The sequence below is a fragment of the Ktedonobacter sp. SOSP1-85 genome, assembly GCF_016587415.1.
Taxonomy (GTDB): Bacteria; Chloroflexota; Ktedonobacteria; order Ktedonobacterales; family Ktedonobacteraceae; genus Ktedonobacter.
This window is the reverse complement of sequence record NZ_BNJI01000001.1, coordinates 4619946-4635300: the sequence shown is the minus strand read 5'-3', so window position 1 is coordinate 4635300 and position 15355 is coordinate 4619946. Positions and strand designations below refer to the sequence as shown.

Here is a 15355-nt window from a genome sequence, read left to right as displayed (position 1 = left end):
TTGTCAATCAAGAAGGGAGGCTGTACATGCCATACTGGCTGCGCAAGACCTTCTTGTCGAATTTGCCGACGCTGGTCTTGGGAACTGCATCGATAAAGATCACGTCATCGGGGAGCCACCACTTCGCCACGCGTGGGCGCAGGTAATCGAGGATGTCCTCTTTCGTCACCTGGTCCACATACTCCGGTTTGGGAACGACACAGGCCAGTGGGCGCTCCGACCATTTAGGATGCGGAATACCGATCACACAGGCCTCAAGGACCTTGGGATGGCCCATGAGTAGGTTCTCAAGCTCTACAGAACTCACCCATTCTCCACCAGATTTTATAACATCTTTTGTTCGGTCTATGAGCAGGATAATACCATCCTGGTCCACTACGGCGACGTCGCCGGTGCGTAGCCAGCCGTCGGCGAACTTGGCGGCGGACTCGCTATCCTTGTAGTATGCCCGCGCCACCCAGGGGCCACGCACCTGGAGTTCACCGTAGCTCTCGTCGTCCCAGGGAACCTCCTGGCCCGTCTCGATATTGACGACCCGGAACTCGACTCCCGGCACCACGGTCCCCTGGCGCGCACGAATGCGAAACTGCTCTTCCTGAGATTGATCAAGATGGTGGCTACGCAGTTGCGATATAGAGGCCAGGGGCGAGGTTTCGGTCATCCCCCAGGCCTGGATGATCGTGATGCCATGCTGCTGCAATCCCTCGATCAGAGCCTGTGGTACCGCTGAGCCGCCGCACACAATCGAGCGCAGGACCGAGAAGTCAAAGTGTTCTTTACCCAATAAGTTCAATAAGCCGATCCAGATCGTGGGCACACCTGCGGCAAAGGTCACACGCTCGCTTTCCATCAGCCTGCCGATACGCATGGGGTCCATAAAGCGTCCTGGGAAGACGACCTTTGACCCGAAAAGAGCTGCGGCATGTACAAATCCCCAGGCATTGGCATGAAACATCGGCACAATGGGTAGTATCACGTCTTGCTCACCCAGGGCGGGGCCGTTTGCCAGTCCGGATGCCATAGCGTGTAGAAAGGCCGAGCGATGGGAATAGACGACCCCTTTGGGATTGCCGGTCGTACCAGAGGTATAACACATCGCCGCCGCGGCGTTCTCGTCCAGGGTGGGCCAATCGTAGCTCTCGGGCTGTTCCGCGATAAAGGTCTCATAGTCGACAGAGGGTTGTAGCGCGCCCGTGGCGTAGGGTGCCTCGCCCATAATGACGTAGAGCTTCACCGTAGGAAACTGAGGGGCGAGTTGCTCCAGAATGGGCACTAGATCGGCATCAACAAATATAATCGTGTCTTCGGCTTCATTGACGATGTAGGCGAGTTGTTCCGAGAAGAGGCGAATATTGAGCGTGTGAAGCACGGCCCCCATACAGGGGATAGCATAGTAGAGCTCAAAGTGACGATAGGTGTTCCAGCCAAAAGTAGCCACGCGGTCCCCTTCCTGTACACCGGCCTGCTTGAGGGCATTGGCGAGCTGGTACACGCGTTTGCCCCATGTGCTATAGGTATAGCGGTGAGGCTCGCCATCGGTCTGGGTTACGATTTCTTTACGGGGATAGAGACGAATTGCGCGATTGAAGGCATGCTGTAGCGTCAGCGGGAAATCCATCATCAAACCTTGCATAGCACCTCTCCTTTGTAATGATCTTATTCCGAAACCCAACGCCACTTGCGTGCCTAGCGCTTCGCGCTCAGGGTGTTCGGATCAGAAGATGCGGAAAAAGCGAGAAACGGTCTGAAATATCGCCGACTGTGGAATATAGACGCAATTATAGCACACGCGCACCGTTCGGGGTGGCATCCTCTCTTCTCGCGCCTGCGGCGCTCAAGAAGAAATGAGTGAGCATGAGTGCATTGGGCAGATGCCCAATGCACTCATGCTCACTCATTTCCAGTTTTTTGCTCGCGATAATAATAAGAGGTTAATGATCAACGCCCTCTATTTCGGCGGCGGCGCGCTGGTCGCCTCGGGCGGCGGCCCAGCGGATGGCTTCGCCCGCAAGATAGATGGAGCCGGTGGCGCAGACCAGGTCGTCCTTCTCAGCCAGGCGCACAGCGAGGTCGAGGGCCTCTTCGCTTGTGGGTGCGCTATGGAGTTCGACGCCGGGGGCATGCTGGGCGAAGAGCGAGGAGAGTGTCTCCAGTGGTGTAACGCGTGGGTTATGCATACTAGTCAGGACGACAACGTCAGCGTCAGCGAGGGTCTGGATCATCCCCTCCTGGTCCTTGTCCTTCGAGGTGCTCAGGACGAAGAGCAGACGACGAGGCGCAAAGGTTGTGCGCAGGGCCTGTACGAGCTTCTGCATGGAGTCGGTATTGTGCGCGCCATCGACGACAACGGTAGGCTGGCGTCCCACGACCTCGATACGCGCAGGCCATTGTACAGAGGCCAGACCCCGGCGCAAGGCGTCCTCATCCCAGGTCAGGCCCTGCTCGCGCAACTGCTCCAGGGTTGCCAGCGCGACCGCCGCATTCTCTAACTGATGCTCGCCAGCCAGAGCCAGCTCGAGGCCCGTATATTCGCGTTGTGGCGTCCAGACGCTAAAGCGCTGGCGCTCCCCCAGGCGCTCCTCCAGGCGGTAGCGATAGCTTAAAGGCGGCAAGTTGCCTGCCTCAACGTCTTGTTGAGCTGGATCTGCATCCGCTGACCCGACACGGATCATGCGAGCCTCGCGCTGCCTGGCGACCGCCGCGATGGCTAACAGAGCCTCGGGATCATGCGCAGAGGTAACCACGATGCCGTGATCCTTGATGATTCCGGCCTTCTCGGTCGCGATCTCCCGCAGCGTATTGCCAAGCACATTCATATGATCATAACTGATCGAGGTGATAACCGATACGAGGGGATGGGTGAGATTGGTAGCGTCCAGGCGGCCACCCAGGCCCACCTCCACGACGGCATGCTGCACCTGCCGTTGCGCGAAATAGAGGAAGGCCAGCGCCGTGCCGATCTCGTAGGTAATAAAGGGACCATACTCCTGGCTGGCTTGAATCTGCTCCACCTCATGTTTGATTGTGGGAATCAGCTCAGCCACCTCGTCTTCTGCGATCAGGGCGCCGTTGACGCGTATACGTTCGCGGAAGGTGTGCAGATCAGGTTGGGTATAAAGCCCGGTGGTGCTGCCAGCCTCGCGAAGCACGCGCTCGATCATTGCCGCCGTCGAACCCTTGCCCTTGGTGCCCGCGATCAGCGTATTAGTGTACTTACGATGAGGGTTATCAAGGAGTTCTAGCAAGCGTGCGGTACGCGTGAGATTCTCGTTGCGGTCACGGGTATACTTGCCGCTACGCTCATAGTCAGTAAAGCCATAAATGTAGGCGAGTGCTTCCTGGTAATTCACGGTAAATGTTTTCCTTTACTTGCCGACTGCGCTATAAACAAAAGCGCAGGAATCAGGATGGAAGAGTGTAGCTACCACGCACAACGGCGTCGCTCATCTTCACGACACGCATCATTTCGCGTACATCGTGGACGCGCACGATATCGGCTCCCTGGGCAATACCCAGCGCCACGGTGGCCGCGGTTCCCTCGACGCGCTCTTCGGGAGGCACCCCCCCAAAATCTGGCCAATAGTTGACTTACGCGAGGTTCCCAACAGGATGGGACGGCCCAGGGTCCGCAGTTCGCCCAGGCGATGCAAGAGCGCCAGGTTCTCATGCGAGGTCGTGCCAAAGCCTATGCCGGGATCGATGACCAGGTACTCCCAGGGCACACCAGCTGCTAAAGCCATATCGATACTGCGCGCGAGGAAACGCGTGACATCACTGACAATCTCGCGCTTCACGGTCTCGCGCATGTTCGCCATAAGTACGATTGGCACGCCATGCGCGTGGGCGACCTGGGCCATGCGGGAATCTTTGTGCAGGCCCCAGATATCGTTGAGCATATCGGCTCCGGCCTCCAGGGCCTTCTCTGCCACCTCGGCCTTATAGGTATCGACAGAGATAATTACCTCCGCAGGCAAGGAGGCACGCAGGGCCCTGATCACGGGGAGAACGCGCTGCATCTCCTCCTGCGCGGAGACAGCCGGGAAGCCTGGGCGCGTGGACTCACCGCCCACATCAATCATGCGCGCCCCTTCGCCGACAAAGGCCTGAGCCTGGATCAGCGCGCGCTGTGCTACTTCATCAGGAGCCAGTTCTTCGCGTCGCAGGCCATCACCTGAAAAGGAATCGGGGGTCACATTCACGATCCCCATAACATGCGTTTGTTGGCCCCACTCCAGGCTATGCTGACGCCAGATTGTGGGAGCCAGGGGAAGAGAGAACGCCATCTATCTAACCTCTATAATAAGAGATATGCCAAATATGGTAGCACTGATGGTAAGTGGTACGTGCCAGTTAAAGCCCAACACGTGCCATCCAACACCAGCTAACAAGGGTCTTGCTGACATAATAGCCTGTTTCGTTGTCTGGGGCAATGTGCAAATGTTATACTTGCGACAGGCTTGATATAATAAGCATTAGAACCATGTATAATCCAATAACGCTCAATGTAATCCGCCAGACCCAGAAAAAAAGATTGTGAGAGCATACGTATTATGACCCTAAGGAATGTGCCAAAACGTCTTCATCGTGTAAGCCCTAGCCGCCGATGTAAAGAGTGTGATGCCGAGGCGCTTGGGCGTTGTCCAGATTGTCATCAGGGTTTCTGCCAGGATCACTTTCCCAAGCAGCAACATTCACCCTGCGCAGAGAAACAGATGCGCCTGGCCAGTACACAGGTCTGCTACGTCTGTGGAACCCAGGTCTATCCGGATCAATGGTCTATTTCGAAGACGTCGCATTTTGTCGATCACTTTCAGTGTAAGGGCTGTGGTCGCCACATTTGTGATGAACTACATACCAGGCGCAAAACTGAGGATGTGACGATTATTCGTGAAGGTATGCGCGGTCATCGCTACCAGTATACCAACCGCTACTGCGATCTCTGTTCCCCGTTCTATCGCATCGGGGGCATCAGGGGAATAGCTGGCAGCCTGGCACTTATCGGTGCCGTGCTCGCGATTGGCTTGTATTATATTAAACCATAATTGGGGCTTATCTATTCAGGACTTCTCGCCACTGCGTGGCTCGCCGGGTCAGGGTGTGTGGAGCAGTAGCCGCTATTTGCGTACGCGGCTACCGTCCGCACACCCTGACCCCTGCGAAGCGTCGCAGATGCTGAGAACACTCCGTAAGGAAAGATTCGTACGTTTATGACTTTAACATCAACGCTACAAGCAACATTACTTCGCCACCAGCAGGCGATTGATAGCGCGCTTCATAGCGCCTTCGAGCGTCTCGCTGAGCGTGATGACACTCATAACCTTCAAGAGTATTATGGGCAGATGCGCTATCACCTGGGCTGGGTTGATCGCCACTTCCAGGCCATGCGGAGCAACGCCGGCAAACTTATGCGCCCAACCTTGCTCTTGCTAGCCTATGAGGCTGTGGGCTCCTGGGAACAGACAAGCAATCCAGACTACCTGCGCCGGGCTCTGCCAGCCGCAGCAGCAGTCGAGCTAACCCATAACTTCACATTGATTCATGATGATATTGTCGATGGGGATACTGAGCGGCACCATCGCCCAACCCTGTGGACAGTGTGGGGCATGCCCAATGGCATCAACTCCGGTGATGGCATGTTTGCGCTCTCGCGCCTGGCGCTCTGGGGCGTCCTTGATGAGGGCGTCGAGGGCGACATCGCGGCTCGCCTGGGTGCGTGCCTGGATAAGGCATGTTTAGTCGTTGCCGAGGGCCAATACCTGGACGTGAGCTTTGAGGGACGCCAGGATATCTCGGTCTCCATGTATATCGACATGATTCGCCGCAAGACGGCTGAATTGATGGCTTGCTCGGCGGAGATGGGCGCGAGACTGAGCACACGCAACGAAGAGGCGATCACACGCCTGCGCAGCTTTGGCGAGGCCATTGGCATCGCCTTTCAGGTGCGCGACGATCTCCTGGGCGTCTGGGCCAGCAGAGAAGAGCTGGGCAAGACCGAAGCGGGCGACATCTACCGCCGCAAGCAGAGTCTCCCCATCCTCCATGCACGTGAACAGGCCACGCCCGAAGAACAAGCCGCGCTGACGCGTATCTACCAGCAGGCGGAGCCGCTGGAGAAGGAGCAGGTCGACGAAGTGCTGGCCATTCTGGAGCGCACAGGAACGCGTGACTATTGCCGCCAGTTTCTGGCTCAACAGAGTGAGCGAGCACGCGAGGCCCTGGCCAGCGTCCCCGCACAACAAGCCGAGGTCTCGACACGAGCGATGGAAGACATGCGTGTCTTGATCGACTTCGTGGCCGCAGCCGCGCAGTAGTGTGGCGGCCCGACGCTGCTGAAGCACGCGTCTACATATCATGAAATGTCATATGTAGACGCGTGCTTCAGCAGCGTCGTCTATAGCAACTCCCAGACGGTCGCGTTCTGACCGGTCGCCGTAACGACATGCTTCCCATCATGGCTCCAGGCAACACTCGTCACAGGAGTCCCCTGATGCATGACAAATAGAGGCTTCTGGCTTTTCTCGGGATAGAAGAATGCCAGGGTACCGTCCTGGCTCCCTACCACGATAAAGCGTCCATCCGGTGACCAGGCCAGGCTTAGCAACGCAGCTTTGGTAACAGGTAGGCGCATCGGCGCATCCATGCACTGTGGGCCAAAACGTCCCTGCCCCGGTTGCTGACAGACCTCCCCATTCCAAATACGCAACACTCCATCGCTGCCCGCAGAGGCCAGGCGCATCCCTCCCGGCTCAAAGGCAACGGCGCGCATGGTGGGGGCCACATCCATAAAGAGTCCGTGTGTCTCCTTGGCGGTCGCGGCCCGCCAGACGCGTATGACGCCCCCCAGCGAAGAGGAGGCAACTACATCTCCAGCCGCGTTCCAGGAGACGGATTCTATCGCAGTCGTATGACGCTGAAACACGTGGAGAGGGCGATAGGTTGTGCTGTCCCAGACAATGGCCCGATGATCCAGCCCTCCCGAGACAACCTGTTGCCCACCCTGTCCAGCCCAGGCCAGGCTCGTCACACGTCCGATATGGGCGCGTACGGGACGCCCCAGCATGGTCTTCTGTCCCGTATTAAAGAAATTTACCTGCGTATTCGCGCCCACCGCCAGCCGCTGCCCATCTGGCGCCCAGGCCAGAGCTGAGACAGGTGCTGGCAACTGAAAGTTCTGCTTGATGGTTCCATTAGGCTGCCAGAGATACACGCGTGCATCATTGCCCCCACTGGCGATCATCTGCCCATCAGGGGACCAGCGAACACTCTGTATCTGCCCCTGGTGGTGGGCAAAGACAGTGATTGTCTTGGCACTATTGGGGACTTGCGGCTTCGCTGATGTAGGAGGAGGGGTGGCATTCTTGCTTTTCCCGGGCATTTGGCCTTGCGGCTGCATAGCTGGATGCAAGGGGCCAGGTAGCCAACCATGAACACCGGCATAGGCCACACCTCCGCCAGCCAGGGCAAGACCACCCAGCACTAGAAATGCCCGCCGGCTCTGCTTTTTCCTTTTTTTTGGTAAAGAAGGCTCTCGCAAGGGCGAGAACCCTGTCTCATCATCCATTGTCTGCGAACTATGCAAGGAATTACCAGGAGATGCGGCACTTTGAGACGCGCCCATTAAAGGCACAAACAGCAGGTCTCCCTCACCAGCGACCGAGGCCTCAAGCATCAGGCGTGTCCCGGTGGTAATACCTGCCCTGGCCAGAGTGATATTCTCTGGCAACACGTCGCCACCTGGAGTAGGGCGAAGCCGATAGTTCAACCTCTGGCCGAAGAGATCCGTCTGGGGCAGGTGAAATTCATCCACGAGCGTGGGGACCAGGGCCGACACCGGCGTATCCGCTACCACCTCTAGCGGCTGAGGCACACTAAAGGCGTCCTTCTCAATAAGCACTTCAAGTGTACGCATAGGCCTCCCAATTAACCTGTCTACGAGACAAATACGCGCTATATTTGCATTTATGGATCACAGTGTAGCATGATGTCTTGTTTTGCCAGCAAAAAATAAGTAGAATAGGCTACTTTTCTAGCAACTCTTCTCACTTTCTTCACCAGGGCCCTACAATACGTAAGTCAGGCTCAGGATGCAATAACAAGAAGATAGCTAAGGCATTAAGATAACGCATATGTGATATTGAGCCGCGAATCTGCATAGTTTTATTAGAGATTTGCGCCAGGCGAGCATATTAATTTCAGGCCGCTCACCTCGATGTATAGAGATATGCATGCTTGCTTCTTCCCAGACAGACAGCGAGGTACACTAATGCCTGCCTGAAGAGCGACAACAAGGAGCATTTCATCATGTCCAGGCACTCACTATCACTTGCGTTACTGCTCTGTCTGTGTATACAGTTACTCGGGTCTTCAGTCGTACTGGCCGGGTCCAGCGTGCAGTCACATAGGCAGGCACACCAGGTCCAGATAACGAGCAACTTCCCTACAGTCGAGCCGGATTATATCTATACGCAGCTCGCCACTATGGCGACCCGCTTTCAGCACCGCGAGGCCGGATACGATAACCCTCAGGCGGCTGGACAGAATGGTCACACAGGCTTTGCTAACTACTGGATGCAGGAGATGACTCGCAATTTGCAGGGGTTTGCCTCATTAGAAACGCGAGATGCATTCTCTATCAAGGGCTGGTCCGGGCGAGGCGCGACCTCGCCCGCATACAACATCGAGAAGAGCGTTCCAGGGGCGCTGCATCCCGAACAGATCGTCGTCATTGGCTGTCATTATGATGGAGAAGCCATCTCAACCCAATCAGCCTATGATGACGCCAGCGGCTGTGCCATTGAGTTAGGTATCGCCAGGGCCCTGGGCCAGTTCTGGCGCGCCAACCAGGTCTATCCAGCACGCACATTGCGTTTCGTGCTCTTCGATGCTGAGGAGCAGGGCTTATATGGCTCATTTCAGTATGCAAACGAGCTCGCCAATGGCGACATGAAGAATATAGTCGCCATGTTTAATGAAGAACAAAACGGGATCGCCTACCCTCTGCGCTACCTGGGACAGCTCGCCAATCCGCAGCTTCCGCTTACAATCGATGTCTCGCCGCTTCAATCAAATGAGCTCTACCCTCATCAAGAAGCCCTTTCGAGCGAGCAACGCCAGCATATCCAGCGCTTTCGTAACTTGCTGGGGCAAGCGCTGTCCGCGGTCTTCCAACAGTTTCAAACCATGGGCTATAAAGGACTCACCTATCACGATGGCTTGCAGGAGGTAGCACAACCCATCTTTACACCTGAGCAGCTAAGCCTGGTCAAGATTGAGGATGACACCCTGGGATCAAGCGACCAGGTGCCATTTACCCTGGCGGGGCTTCCCTGCGCGACCATCGTCGGGAACGCAACATATTATGACAACCATCCACCCGCGTGGTCCTATCCTTACGACCAGCGTGACGATACCATTCAACTCATGAATACCTTTGCGCAGGGAGGATCAAAGAAATCTAATGCCCTGACGCTGGCCCTGGCGCTGCCAGGCATGATAACAACCTGGATGCTTCACCAGCCCGATATCGCCGGCGAGACGAGCAAGAGCACTCTTCTCCCAGGGCCTATTGCCGATATAGCTGATATAGGCAAAACCGTCACCCAGCAACCAATCAGCTTGAGTGCACAAGGCTATGATCCCACGGGAAAGAACGAGCCTATACAATACGCCTGGGACTTCGGTGATGGAGCCAGGGCCACAGGGAATACCGTTTCTCATGCATATACGCACGCTGGCACCTACACGCTAACCCTAACAGCCAGCAACACATCGGGAACGCGCAAGATCAGCAAAACGCTCACCATCACGGACAAGGCCCAGACGTTTGATAATTCCTATGCTGCATACCAACCCAGTGGGACACCACGCCGAAATCCAGCGGTCCAACTGCCAACGACCAATGATGCCTTAACGGATAGCGTCATACACACCCAGGTAGTCGCAACCAATACGCCCAGGCAAACGGAGACACAACCCGTTTTTATCTACTGGTTCATTGCCTTAGGTATCTTACTTATCGTTGGCGGATTGACCTGGTGGCTCGTTAGCCACCGCCTACTTAACCAGAAAAAAGTCTAAAAGACGGCACTGCGCCTACCACGTTCAGTGTCAAGTGTGTGAAGCGAAAAATGCCGAAGATGTTCATCGCTTCACACGCTATCTTTGTAGCAGACGTTGCATAAGAATAAAAGGGCATGGCAAAGGCCTTCAGAGGCTAAACCACTTGCGAAAGCAGCCAATCATGATACAATTGTTACATTGAATCTGAGCCAACACTACTTGACGATGCTTGCAAATCTAGCGATAATTCGATGGTCACCTATACACCAAGCAAGCACAGAAGCAGCCTGATTTGGAGAAATTTCATCTATGGCACAACAGTCTATCTATGTAATCGGACATAAAAATTCAGATATGGACTCCGTGGCCTCGGCTTATGCCTATGCACGCCTCTTACAGCTTCAGGGCCAGGAGAATGTTATACCCGCTCGTCACGGTCAACTCAAGCCGGAAATTCGCTATGCGCTCGAGCGCTTTCAGGTCACTCCCCCCAGGCCCTGGAACATATCTACCTGCAAGTACAGGATTTTATGCGCCAGGACGTCCTGACAGCGCATCTCAATCAGTCCCTGCTTGAGGCTGGGCAGATGATGCAGGAACACAACCGGCAGACTATGCCCGTGGTAGACGATGAGAATAAAGTCTATGGAATTATCACCAATAAAGATTTTGCCAAACTCTTCTTCCATGATCTCGATCCCCAGACCGTCAATCGCATCCCCCTCAAGCGCGATAATCTGATCAAAGTCCTGAAGGGGCGCATCCTTGTCGAAGGTCGGCGCGAGTTGGGCAACCGGGTCCTTGTCGGCGCCATGCAGGCTGAAAGCATGGCTGACTATGTCGAGCCAGGCTGCCTCGTGGTAATTGGCAACCGCGAGGATGCCCAGTTGACCGCGATCCAGCGCGGAGCCGCCGCCCTGGTCATCACAGGCGATCTCAATGTCTCCGAGCAGGTCCTATCAGCCGCTCGCGAACAAGGGGTTATGGTCTTAAACACCAGCTATCATACCTTTACCGCTGTGCGCCTGATCAACCTGAGCATCTGTGTTGAAGATCTCATGGAGCGCGAGTTCGCCTCCTGCCATCCCGACGATTTGATGAGCGATGTGCAGGCCAAACTACAGCGCGAACGCTCGCTCACAGTCGTGGACAACGAGGGAAAACTCGTCGGCTTTATTACGCGTAGCGATATCTTAAAGGCTCGCCCTAAGCGCATCTTCCTCGTCGACCACAACGAACCCTCGCAGTCAATTGACGGCGCGGAAGAAGCCGAACTCCTGGGTATTATCGACCATCACCGCATCGCCAATGTGCATACGAACAAGCCCATTTTCTTCCGCTCTGAGCCTGTAGGCTGCACCGGCACCCTGATTTATAGCCTCTACCGCGAAGCCGACATCGAAATTCCACGCGATGTCGCTGGCCTCATGCTCGCAGGCTTACTCTATGATACGCTGATCCTGCGTTCACCAACCTGCACACCACGCGATGTCGAGGTCGCACATAAGTTAGCCGCCATCGCACAGGTCGACTTACAGGAGTTTGGTCAGGCCGCCTTTGAAGCGGGTGCCAGTGAACTCAACGACCGTAGCGCCGAGGAACTGCTGACCTCAGACTTCAAGGAGTTTACGGTTCAGGATGTCACCTTCGCGGTTGGCACGGTAGAGACCGCCAGCCCCGCCGTGGTAGAGAAGCGGACCACCGAGCTGCTGCAAACAATGAAACTGCTCTCGCAGAAGCATAACTACACCTCCTTCCTATTCATGATTGTCGATATAATCAATATGAATTGCCACCTCCTCATTCATGGCTACGAGGACGCGACGGCTGATGCCTTTAATGTTCCGCTCGAAGCTAGCGGGCATTCCATTATGGTTGAGGGGATGGTCTCGCGTAAGAAGCAGATGGTACCTCAACTCTCTCGCATCCAGCACCTGATCGCGAACCACGCGGGCGTTCACTAAGCATCTCCGTTACGCTGCTGCCAAAGAAATACACAAGAGAATAGGGATAAGAGTGGCCTGGCGCTACTGGCATATGCCAGTAGCGCCAGGCCACTCACACATAGTCTATATAAACAGCAGTTACAATAATTTTCCACCTCTATCGCGCCTCTTTTTTGCCAGGTCCTAGCAAAACAGTCATTTCATGCTTTGCGCACCATCGCATTTCACCACTTTAGCGTATACACTGTTTACAACCAATTTCTCAGCCTACTAGCTATGCAATACTTACATTAAATATACATTTCCTAATTACATTATTTGCAAATCAACCCTTAGGCAGAAGACGTTCAAATACTCAACAGTAACGTTCAAAAGGCTCTACATGCCAGCCAAGAGAATTGCGCCTGCATAATTTTATGCTACAATCTCTTACAATTATTGCCTCTATTGCTGGCCAGGATCGTTTATCCTTTTTATCCACAACAAGCATATCTTTACTCGTAATATTGTGGAGTTTAGAGGTAGGAATACATATATCACCGTGGCAAGCAGACAGTGTTTAGGTATGAGTGTAACAATTGTACGCTTAGTAGACATTTTTTAATTCCACTTCATAACACGCTGTGCCTCAGATTAAATAGAATACTCTTGTCACAGAAGACGCGCGTATGTTACACTATCTTTCGACTCGGGTTTTCCACAGAAGTTGGGATCAGGAGCGCTGAGCCTAAGAGGCGGAGGGGGTTGTGAGAAAGCCAGCATTTGTGAACTATGCACCTGATAACTTTGTTGAGGCCCACACACTTCATGCTCATTCAGAGACGGCGCTCCGCGTCTAGCCTCCGGCTGATCTGAATGCAAGATAAGAGCATTCAGAAAAACGCAAGTGAGTTGATCAACGCGGATCACATCACCCTCATCCCTGTAAGGAGGTATTGTGAGTAACTATTATATTTGGGTACCCATCGTCGTTGGGGTGCTCGCTATCATCTTTGCCATTAGCCTGGCAAACTCGGTCCTACGCAAGGATACGGGCACGCCCGCAATGCAAAAAGTCGCGAACGCCATTTTCCAGGGCGCCATGGCCTTTCTCAATCGCCAATATCGCACCATCGCGACGCTCTCTATCGTTGCGGCCATTGTTGTAGCCACCGTCCTTTACCTATTTAGTAAGGGGACCGACGCTGACCGCCTCTCGCTCGCCTGGCACACAGCGATTGCCTTCATCATTGGCGCGCTCTGCTCAGGCCTCTCAGGCTACATTGGTATGTACGTAGCGGTCAAATCCAATAGCCGCACCGCCAGCGCAGCCACGCGCAGCCTGGGAGAGGCCCTGATTGTCTCGCTACGCGGCGGCGCGGTCTCCGGTTTCCTGGTGGTGGCGCTCTCGTTGCTAGGCGTCTCGATTCTCTTCACGGCCTATAACGGCCTGAGCAACCCTTCGGTGGCGCCTTCGCTCATCATCGGCTTTGGCTTTGGTGCGAGCTTTGTCGCGCTTTTTGCGCAACTAGGTGGTGGCATCTACACCAAGGCCGCTGACGTCGGCGCAGACCTGGTGGGCAAGGTTGAGGCCAACATTCCCGAGGATGATCCACGTAATCCCGCCGTCATTGCGGACCTGGTGGGAGATAACGTTGGCGACTGCGCGGGTCGTGGTGCAGACCTGTTCGAGTCCACCGCCGCCGAGAATATCGGCGCGATGATTCTGGGTGTTACGCTCTATACAGCCACGGGAAGCCCGAGTTGGATCCTCTTCCCCCTGGTTATGAGCGCATTTGGCTTGATTGCCTCCTCTATTGGCCTGCTCTCGGTACGCAAATCGGCCGTCATTGAGCCTGATAAGGCCGCGGGTCGCGATCCTGGCGATATCGCCATGCGCCAGCTGACTATTGGCTACTGGATTACCTGTATCCTGGCAGGTATCGGCGTCTTTGTAGGCAGCTATCTCCTGTTTGGCGACAGCAAAGCGGTCGGTGCCGCCGGGCTTGCCCCCTGGGCCTGGTATGGCCTGTCAGGTCTTGTTGGCATTGTGCTCAGCATCGCCTTTGTCTATATCACACAGTACTATACCTCCGGTACCTGGCGGCCTGTACGCGAGATCGCGGCGGCCTCGCTCACAGGCCCGGCGACAACCATCATTTCCGGCATCTCGGTCGGCTTCGAGTGCGTGGCGCTTCCCGTTATCGCGATTAGTTGCGCGCTTGGTCTCTCCTTCTTCCTTGGAAGCCACGTTACTTTCCCAACCAACAGTGGCCTCCCCACGGCGATCAATCCTGGTGGTATCTATGGAACCGCGGTCGCGACTATGGGTATGCTCATGAGCTGCGCCTATGTTCTGGCGATGGATACCTTTGGTCCCATCACCGATAACGCCGGTGGAATCACCGAGATGAGCAATCAGCCTGAAGCTGTACGCGATGTGACCGATGCCCTGGATAGCGTTGGCAACACCACCAAGGCCCTGACCAAGGGCTATGGCATTGGCTCAGCCGCCCTGGCCGCGTTCCTGCTCTTCAGCGCCTATCTGGATGTGCTTTTCTCCTACACGAAAAATCCCGACGTCTACCATGTGGACCTGTCGAACATCACAGTCTTTATCGCGGCGCTGCTCGGCCTGACGCTCATCTTCTTCTTTAGCTCGCTTGCCATCCGCGCGGTCAGTAGAGCCGCGCAGAACATGATCGAAGAGGTGCGTCGCCAGTTCCGCGAGAATCCCAAGATCATGGCCGAGAAGGTTGAAGACCGCGTCGATCCTGATTACGCGCGTTGCGTCGATATCAGCACGCGTGGCGCCCTGCGCGCCATGATCCTGCCTGGAGTCATCGCCGTGCTTACGCCTATCGCGGTCGGGACGATCCTGGGTCCCCAGGCCGGAGCGGGCCTGCTCATGGTTGGCACCATGGGTGGTATCGTGATGGCCCTCTTCCTCAATAACGGTGGTGGTGCCTGGGATAACGCCAAAAAGTTCATTGAGGCTGGCTACCTACGCGTAAACGAAAAAGGTGAGGTCGTTGATTCACTCGATCCGGACGGCATCATCCTGGGTAAGAAAAGCGAGGCCCACAAGGCCAGCGTAGTTGGCGACACCGTCGGCGATCCCTTCAAGGATACGGCGGGTCCCTCGCTACACGTCTTGATTAAGCTACTGAGCACGATCACCCTGGTGCTGGCCCCGCTCTTCGTGGCTCTGCACCCCTAAGCCCAAACACGTTTTTCAGTGCTTAAGCAGGCCCTTCAGTCTCCCGATAATGAGAGGCTGAAGGGCCTGCTCTTCTGTCATATCCCTCCCCTAAAGCAAGGATATCCCATGACGTGCATCACACTTTTCGCTGGATCATGCGTAATAAAAA

General features: G+C 55.3%; 10 protein-coding genes. 6 read left to right on the top strand and 4 right to left on the bottom strand.

Annotated features, from left to right (window positions below):
• Positions 1-7: 7 nt before the first annotated feature.
• The 3 genes from KTE_RS19425 to folP all read right to left on the bottom strand — a co-directional run bounded on the left by KTE_RS19425 (position 8) and on the right by folP (position 4283).
• On the bottom strand, positions 8-1633 hold the full coding sequence (locus KTE_RS19425; protein ID WP_201383714.1) for a long-chain fatty acid--CoA ligase: 1626 nt from the start codon (positions 1631-1633) through the stop codon (positions 8-10).
• A gap of 298 nt (positions 1634-1931) precedes the next feature.
• Positions 1932-3350 (bottom strand): folylpolyglutamate synthase/dihydrofolate synthase family protein, encoded by a 1419-nt coding sequence (locus tag KTE_RS19420; RefSeq protein ID WP_201383712.1) that lies wholly within the window; start codon positions 3348-3350, stop codon positions 1932-1934.
• Positions 3351-3461: 111 nt separating this feature from the next.
• Entirely contained in the window at positions 3462-4283 is an 822-nt protein-coding gene (gene folP / locus KTE_RS19415; RefSeq protein WP_201383710.1) for a dihydropteroate synthase, read from the bottom strand.
• 282 nt (positions 4284-4565) lie between these two features.
• Between folP and KTE_RS19410 the strand changes: the two genes are divergently transcribed.
• Together KTE_RS19410 and KTE_RS19405 are read left to right on the top strand one after the other, a co-directional pair.
• Positions 4566-5042 (top strand): hypothetical protein, encoded by a 477-nt coding sequence (locus KTE_RS19410; RefSeq protein ID WP_040443975.1) that lies wholly within the window; start codon positions 4566-4568, stop codon positions 5040-5042.
• Between the two features lie 165 nt (positions 5043-5207).
• Positions 5208-6311 carry a polyprenyl synthetase family protein gene (locus tag KTE_RS19405; protein WP_201383708.1) on the top strand — a complete coding sequence of 368 codons (1104 nt, stop codon included), beginning with the start codon at positions 5208-5210 and terminating at the stop codon, positions 6309-6311.
• An 80-nt stretch (positions 6312-6391) separates the two neighbouring features.
• On the opposite strand, the gene KTE_RS19400 is transcribed toward KTE_RS19405, so the two are convergent.
• Entirely contained in the window at positions 6392-7909 is a 1518-nt protein-coding gene (locus tag KTE_RS19400; protein ID WP_201383706.1) for an EsaB/YukD family protein, read from the bottom strand.
• Positions 7910-8301: 392 nt separating this feature from the next.
• Between KTE_RS19400 and KTE_RS19395 the strand changes: the two genes are divergently transcribed.
• From KTE_RS19395 to KTE_RS19380, 4 genes are all read left to right on the top strand, one after another.
• Complete coding sequence (locus tag KTE_RS19395; protein WP_201383704.1) at positions 8302-10077, top strand: M28 family peptidase; 1776 nt, start codon at positions 8302-8304, stop codon at positions 10075-10077.
• Between the two features lie 291 nt (positions 10078-10368).
• The gene (locus tag KTE_RS19390; protein ID WP_201383702.1) at positions 10369-10608 is read left to right on the top strand and encodes a DHH family phosphoesterase; all 240 of its coding nucleotides are present in this window, start codon (positions 10369-10371) and stop codon (positions 10606-10608) included.
• Positions 10590-12023 carry a putative manganese-dependent inorganic diphosphatase gene (locus KTE_RS19385; protein ID WP_236600486.1) on the top strand — a complete coding sequence of 478 codons (1434 nt, stop codon included), beginning with the start codon at positions 10590-10592 and terminating at the stop codon, positions 12021-12023. The genes KTE_RS19390 and KTE_RS19385 overlap by 19 nt, the downstream gene beginning before the upstream one ends.
• Before the next feature lie 919 nt (positions 12024-12942).
• Positions 12943-15204 (top strand): sodium-translocating pyrophosphatase, encoded by a 2262-nt coding sequence (locus tag KTE_RS19380; RefSeq protein WP_201383701.1) that lies wholly within the window; start codon positions 12943-12945, stop codon positions 15202-15204.
• Positions 15205-15355 lie beyond the last annotated feature (151 nt).

Excerpts from the sequence above, each read along its gene's own strand:
- KTE_RS19425 (WP_201383714.1), bottom strand. The coding sequence starts at position 1,633 with ATGCAAGGTTTGATGATGGATTTCCCGCTGACGCTACAGCATGCCTTC.
- folP (WP_201383710.1), bottom strand. The coding sequence starts at position 4,283 with ATGGCGTTCTCTCTTCCCCTGGCTCCCACAATCTGGCGTCAGCATAGC.
- KTE_RS19405 (WP_201383708.1), top strand. The coding sequence starts at position 5,208 with ATGACTTTAACATCAACGCTACAAGCAACATTACTTCGCCACCAGCAG.
- KTE_RS19400 (WP_201383706.1), bottom strand. The coding sequence starts at position 7,909 with ATGCGTACACTTGAAGTGCTTATTGAGAAGGACGCCTTTAGTGTGCCT.
- KTE_RS19395 (WP_201383704.1), top strand. The coding sequence starts at position 8,302 with ATGTCCAGGCACTCACTATCACTTGCGTTACTGCTCTGTCTGTGTATA.
- KTE_RS19390 (WP_201383702.1), top strand. The coding sequence starts at position 10,369 with ATGGCACAACAGTCTATCTATGTAATCGGACATAAAAATTCAGATATG.
- KTE_RS19385 (WP_236600486.1), top strand. The coding sequence starts at position 10,590 with ATGCGCCAGGACGTCCTGACAGCGCATCTCAATCAGTCCCTGCTTGAG.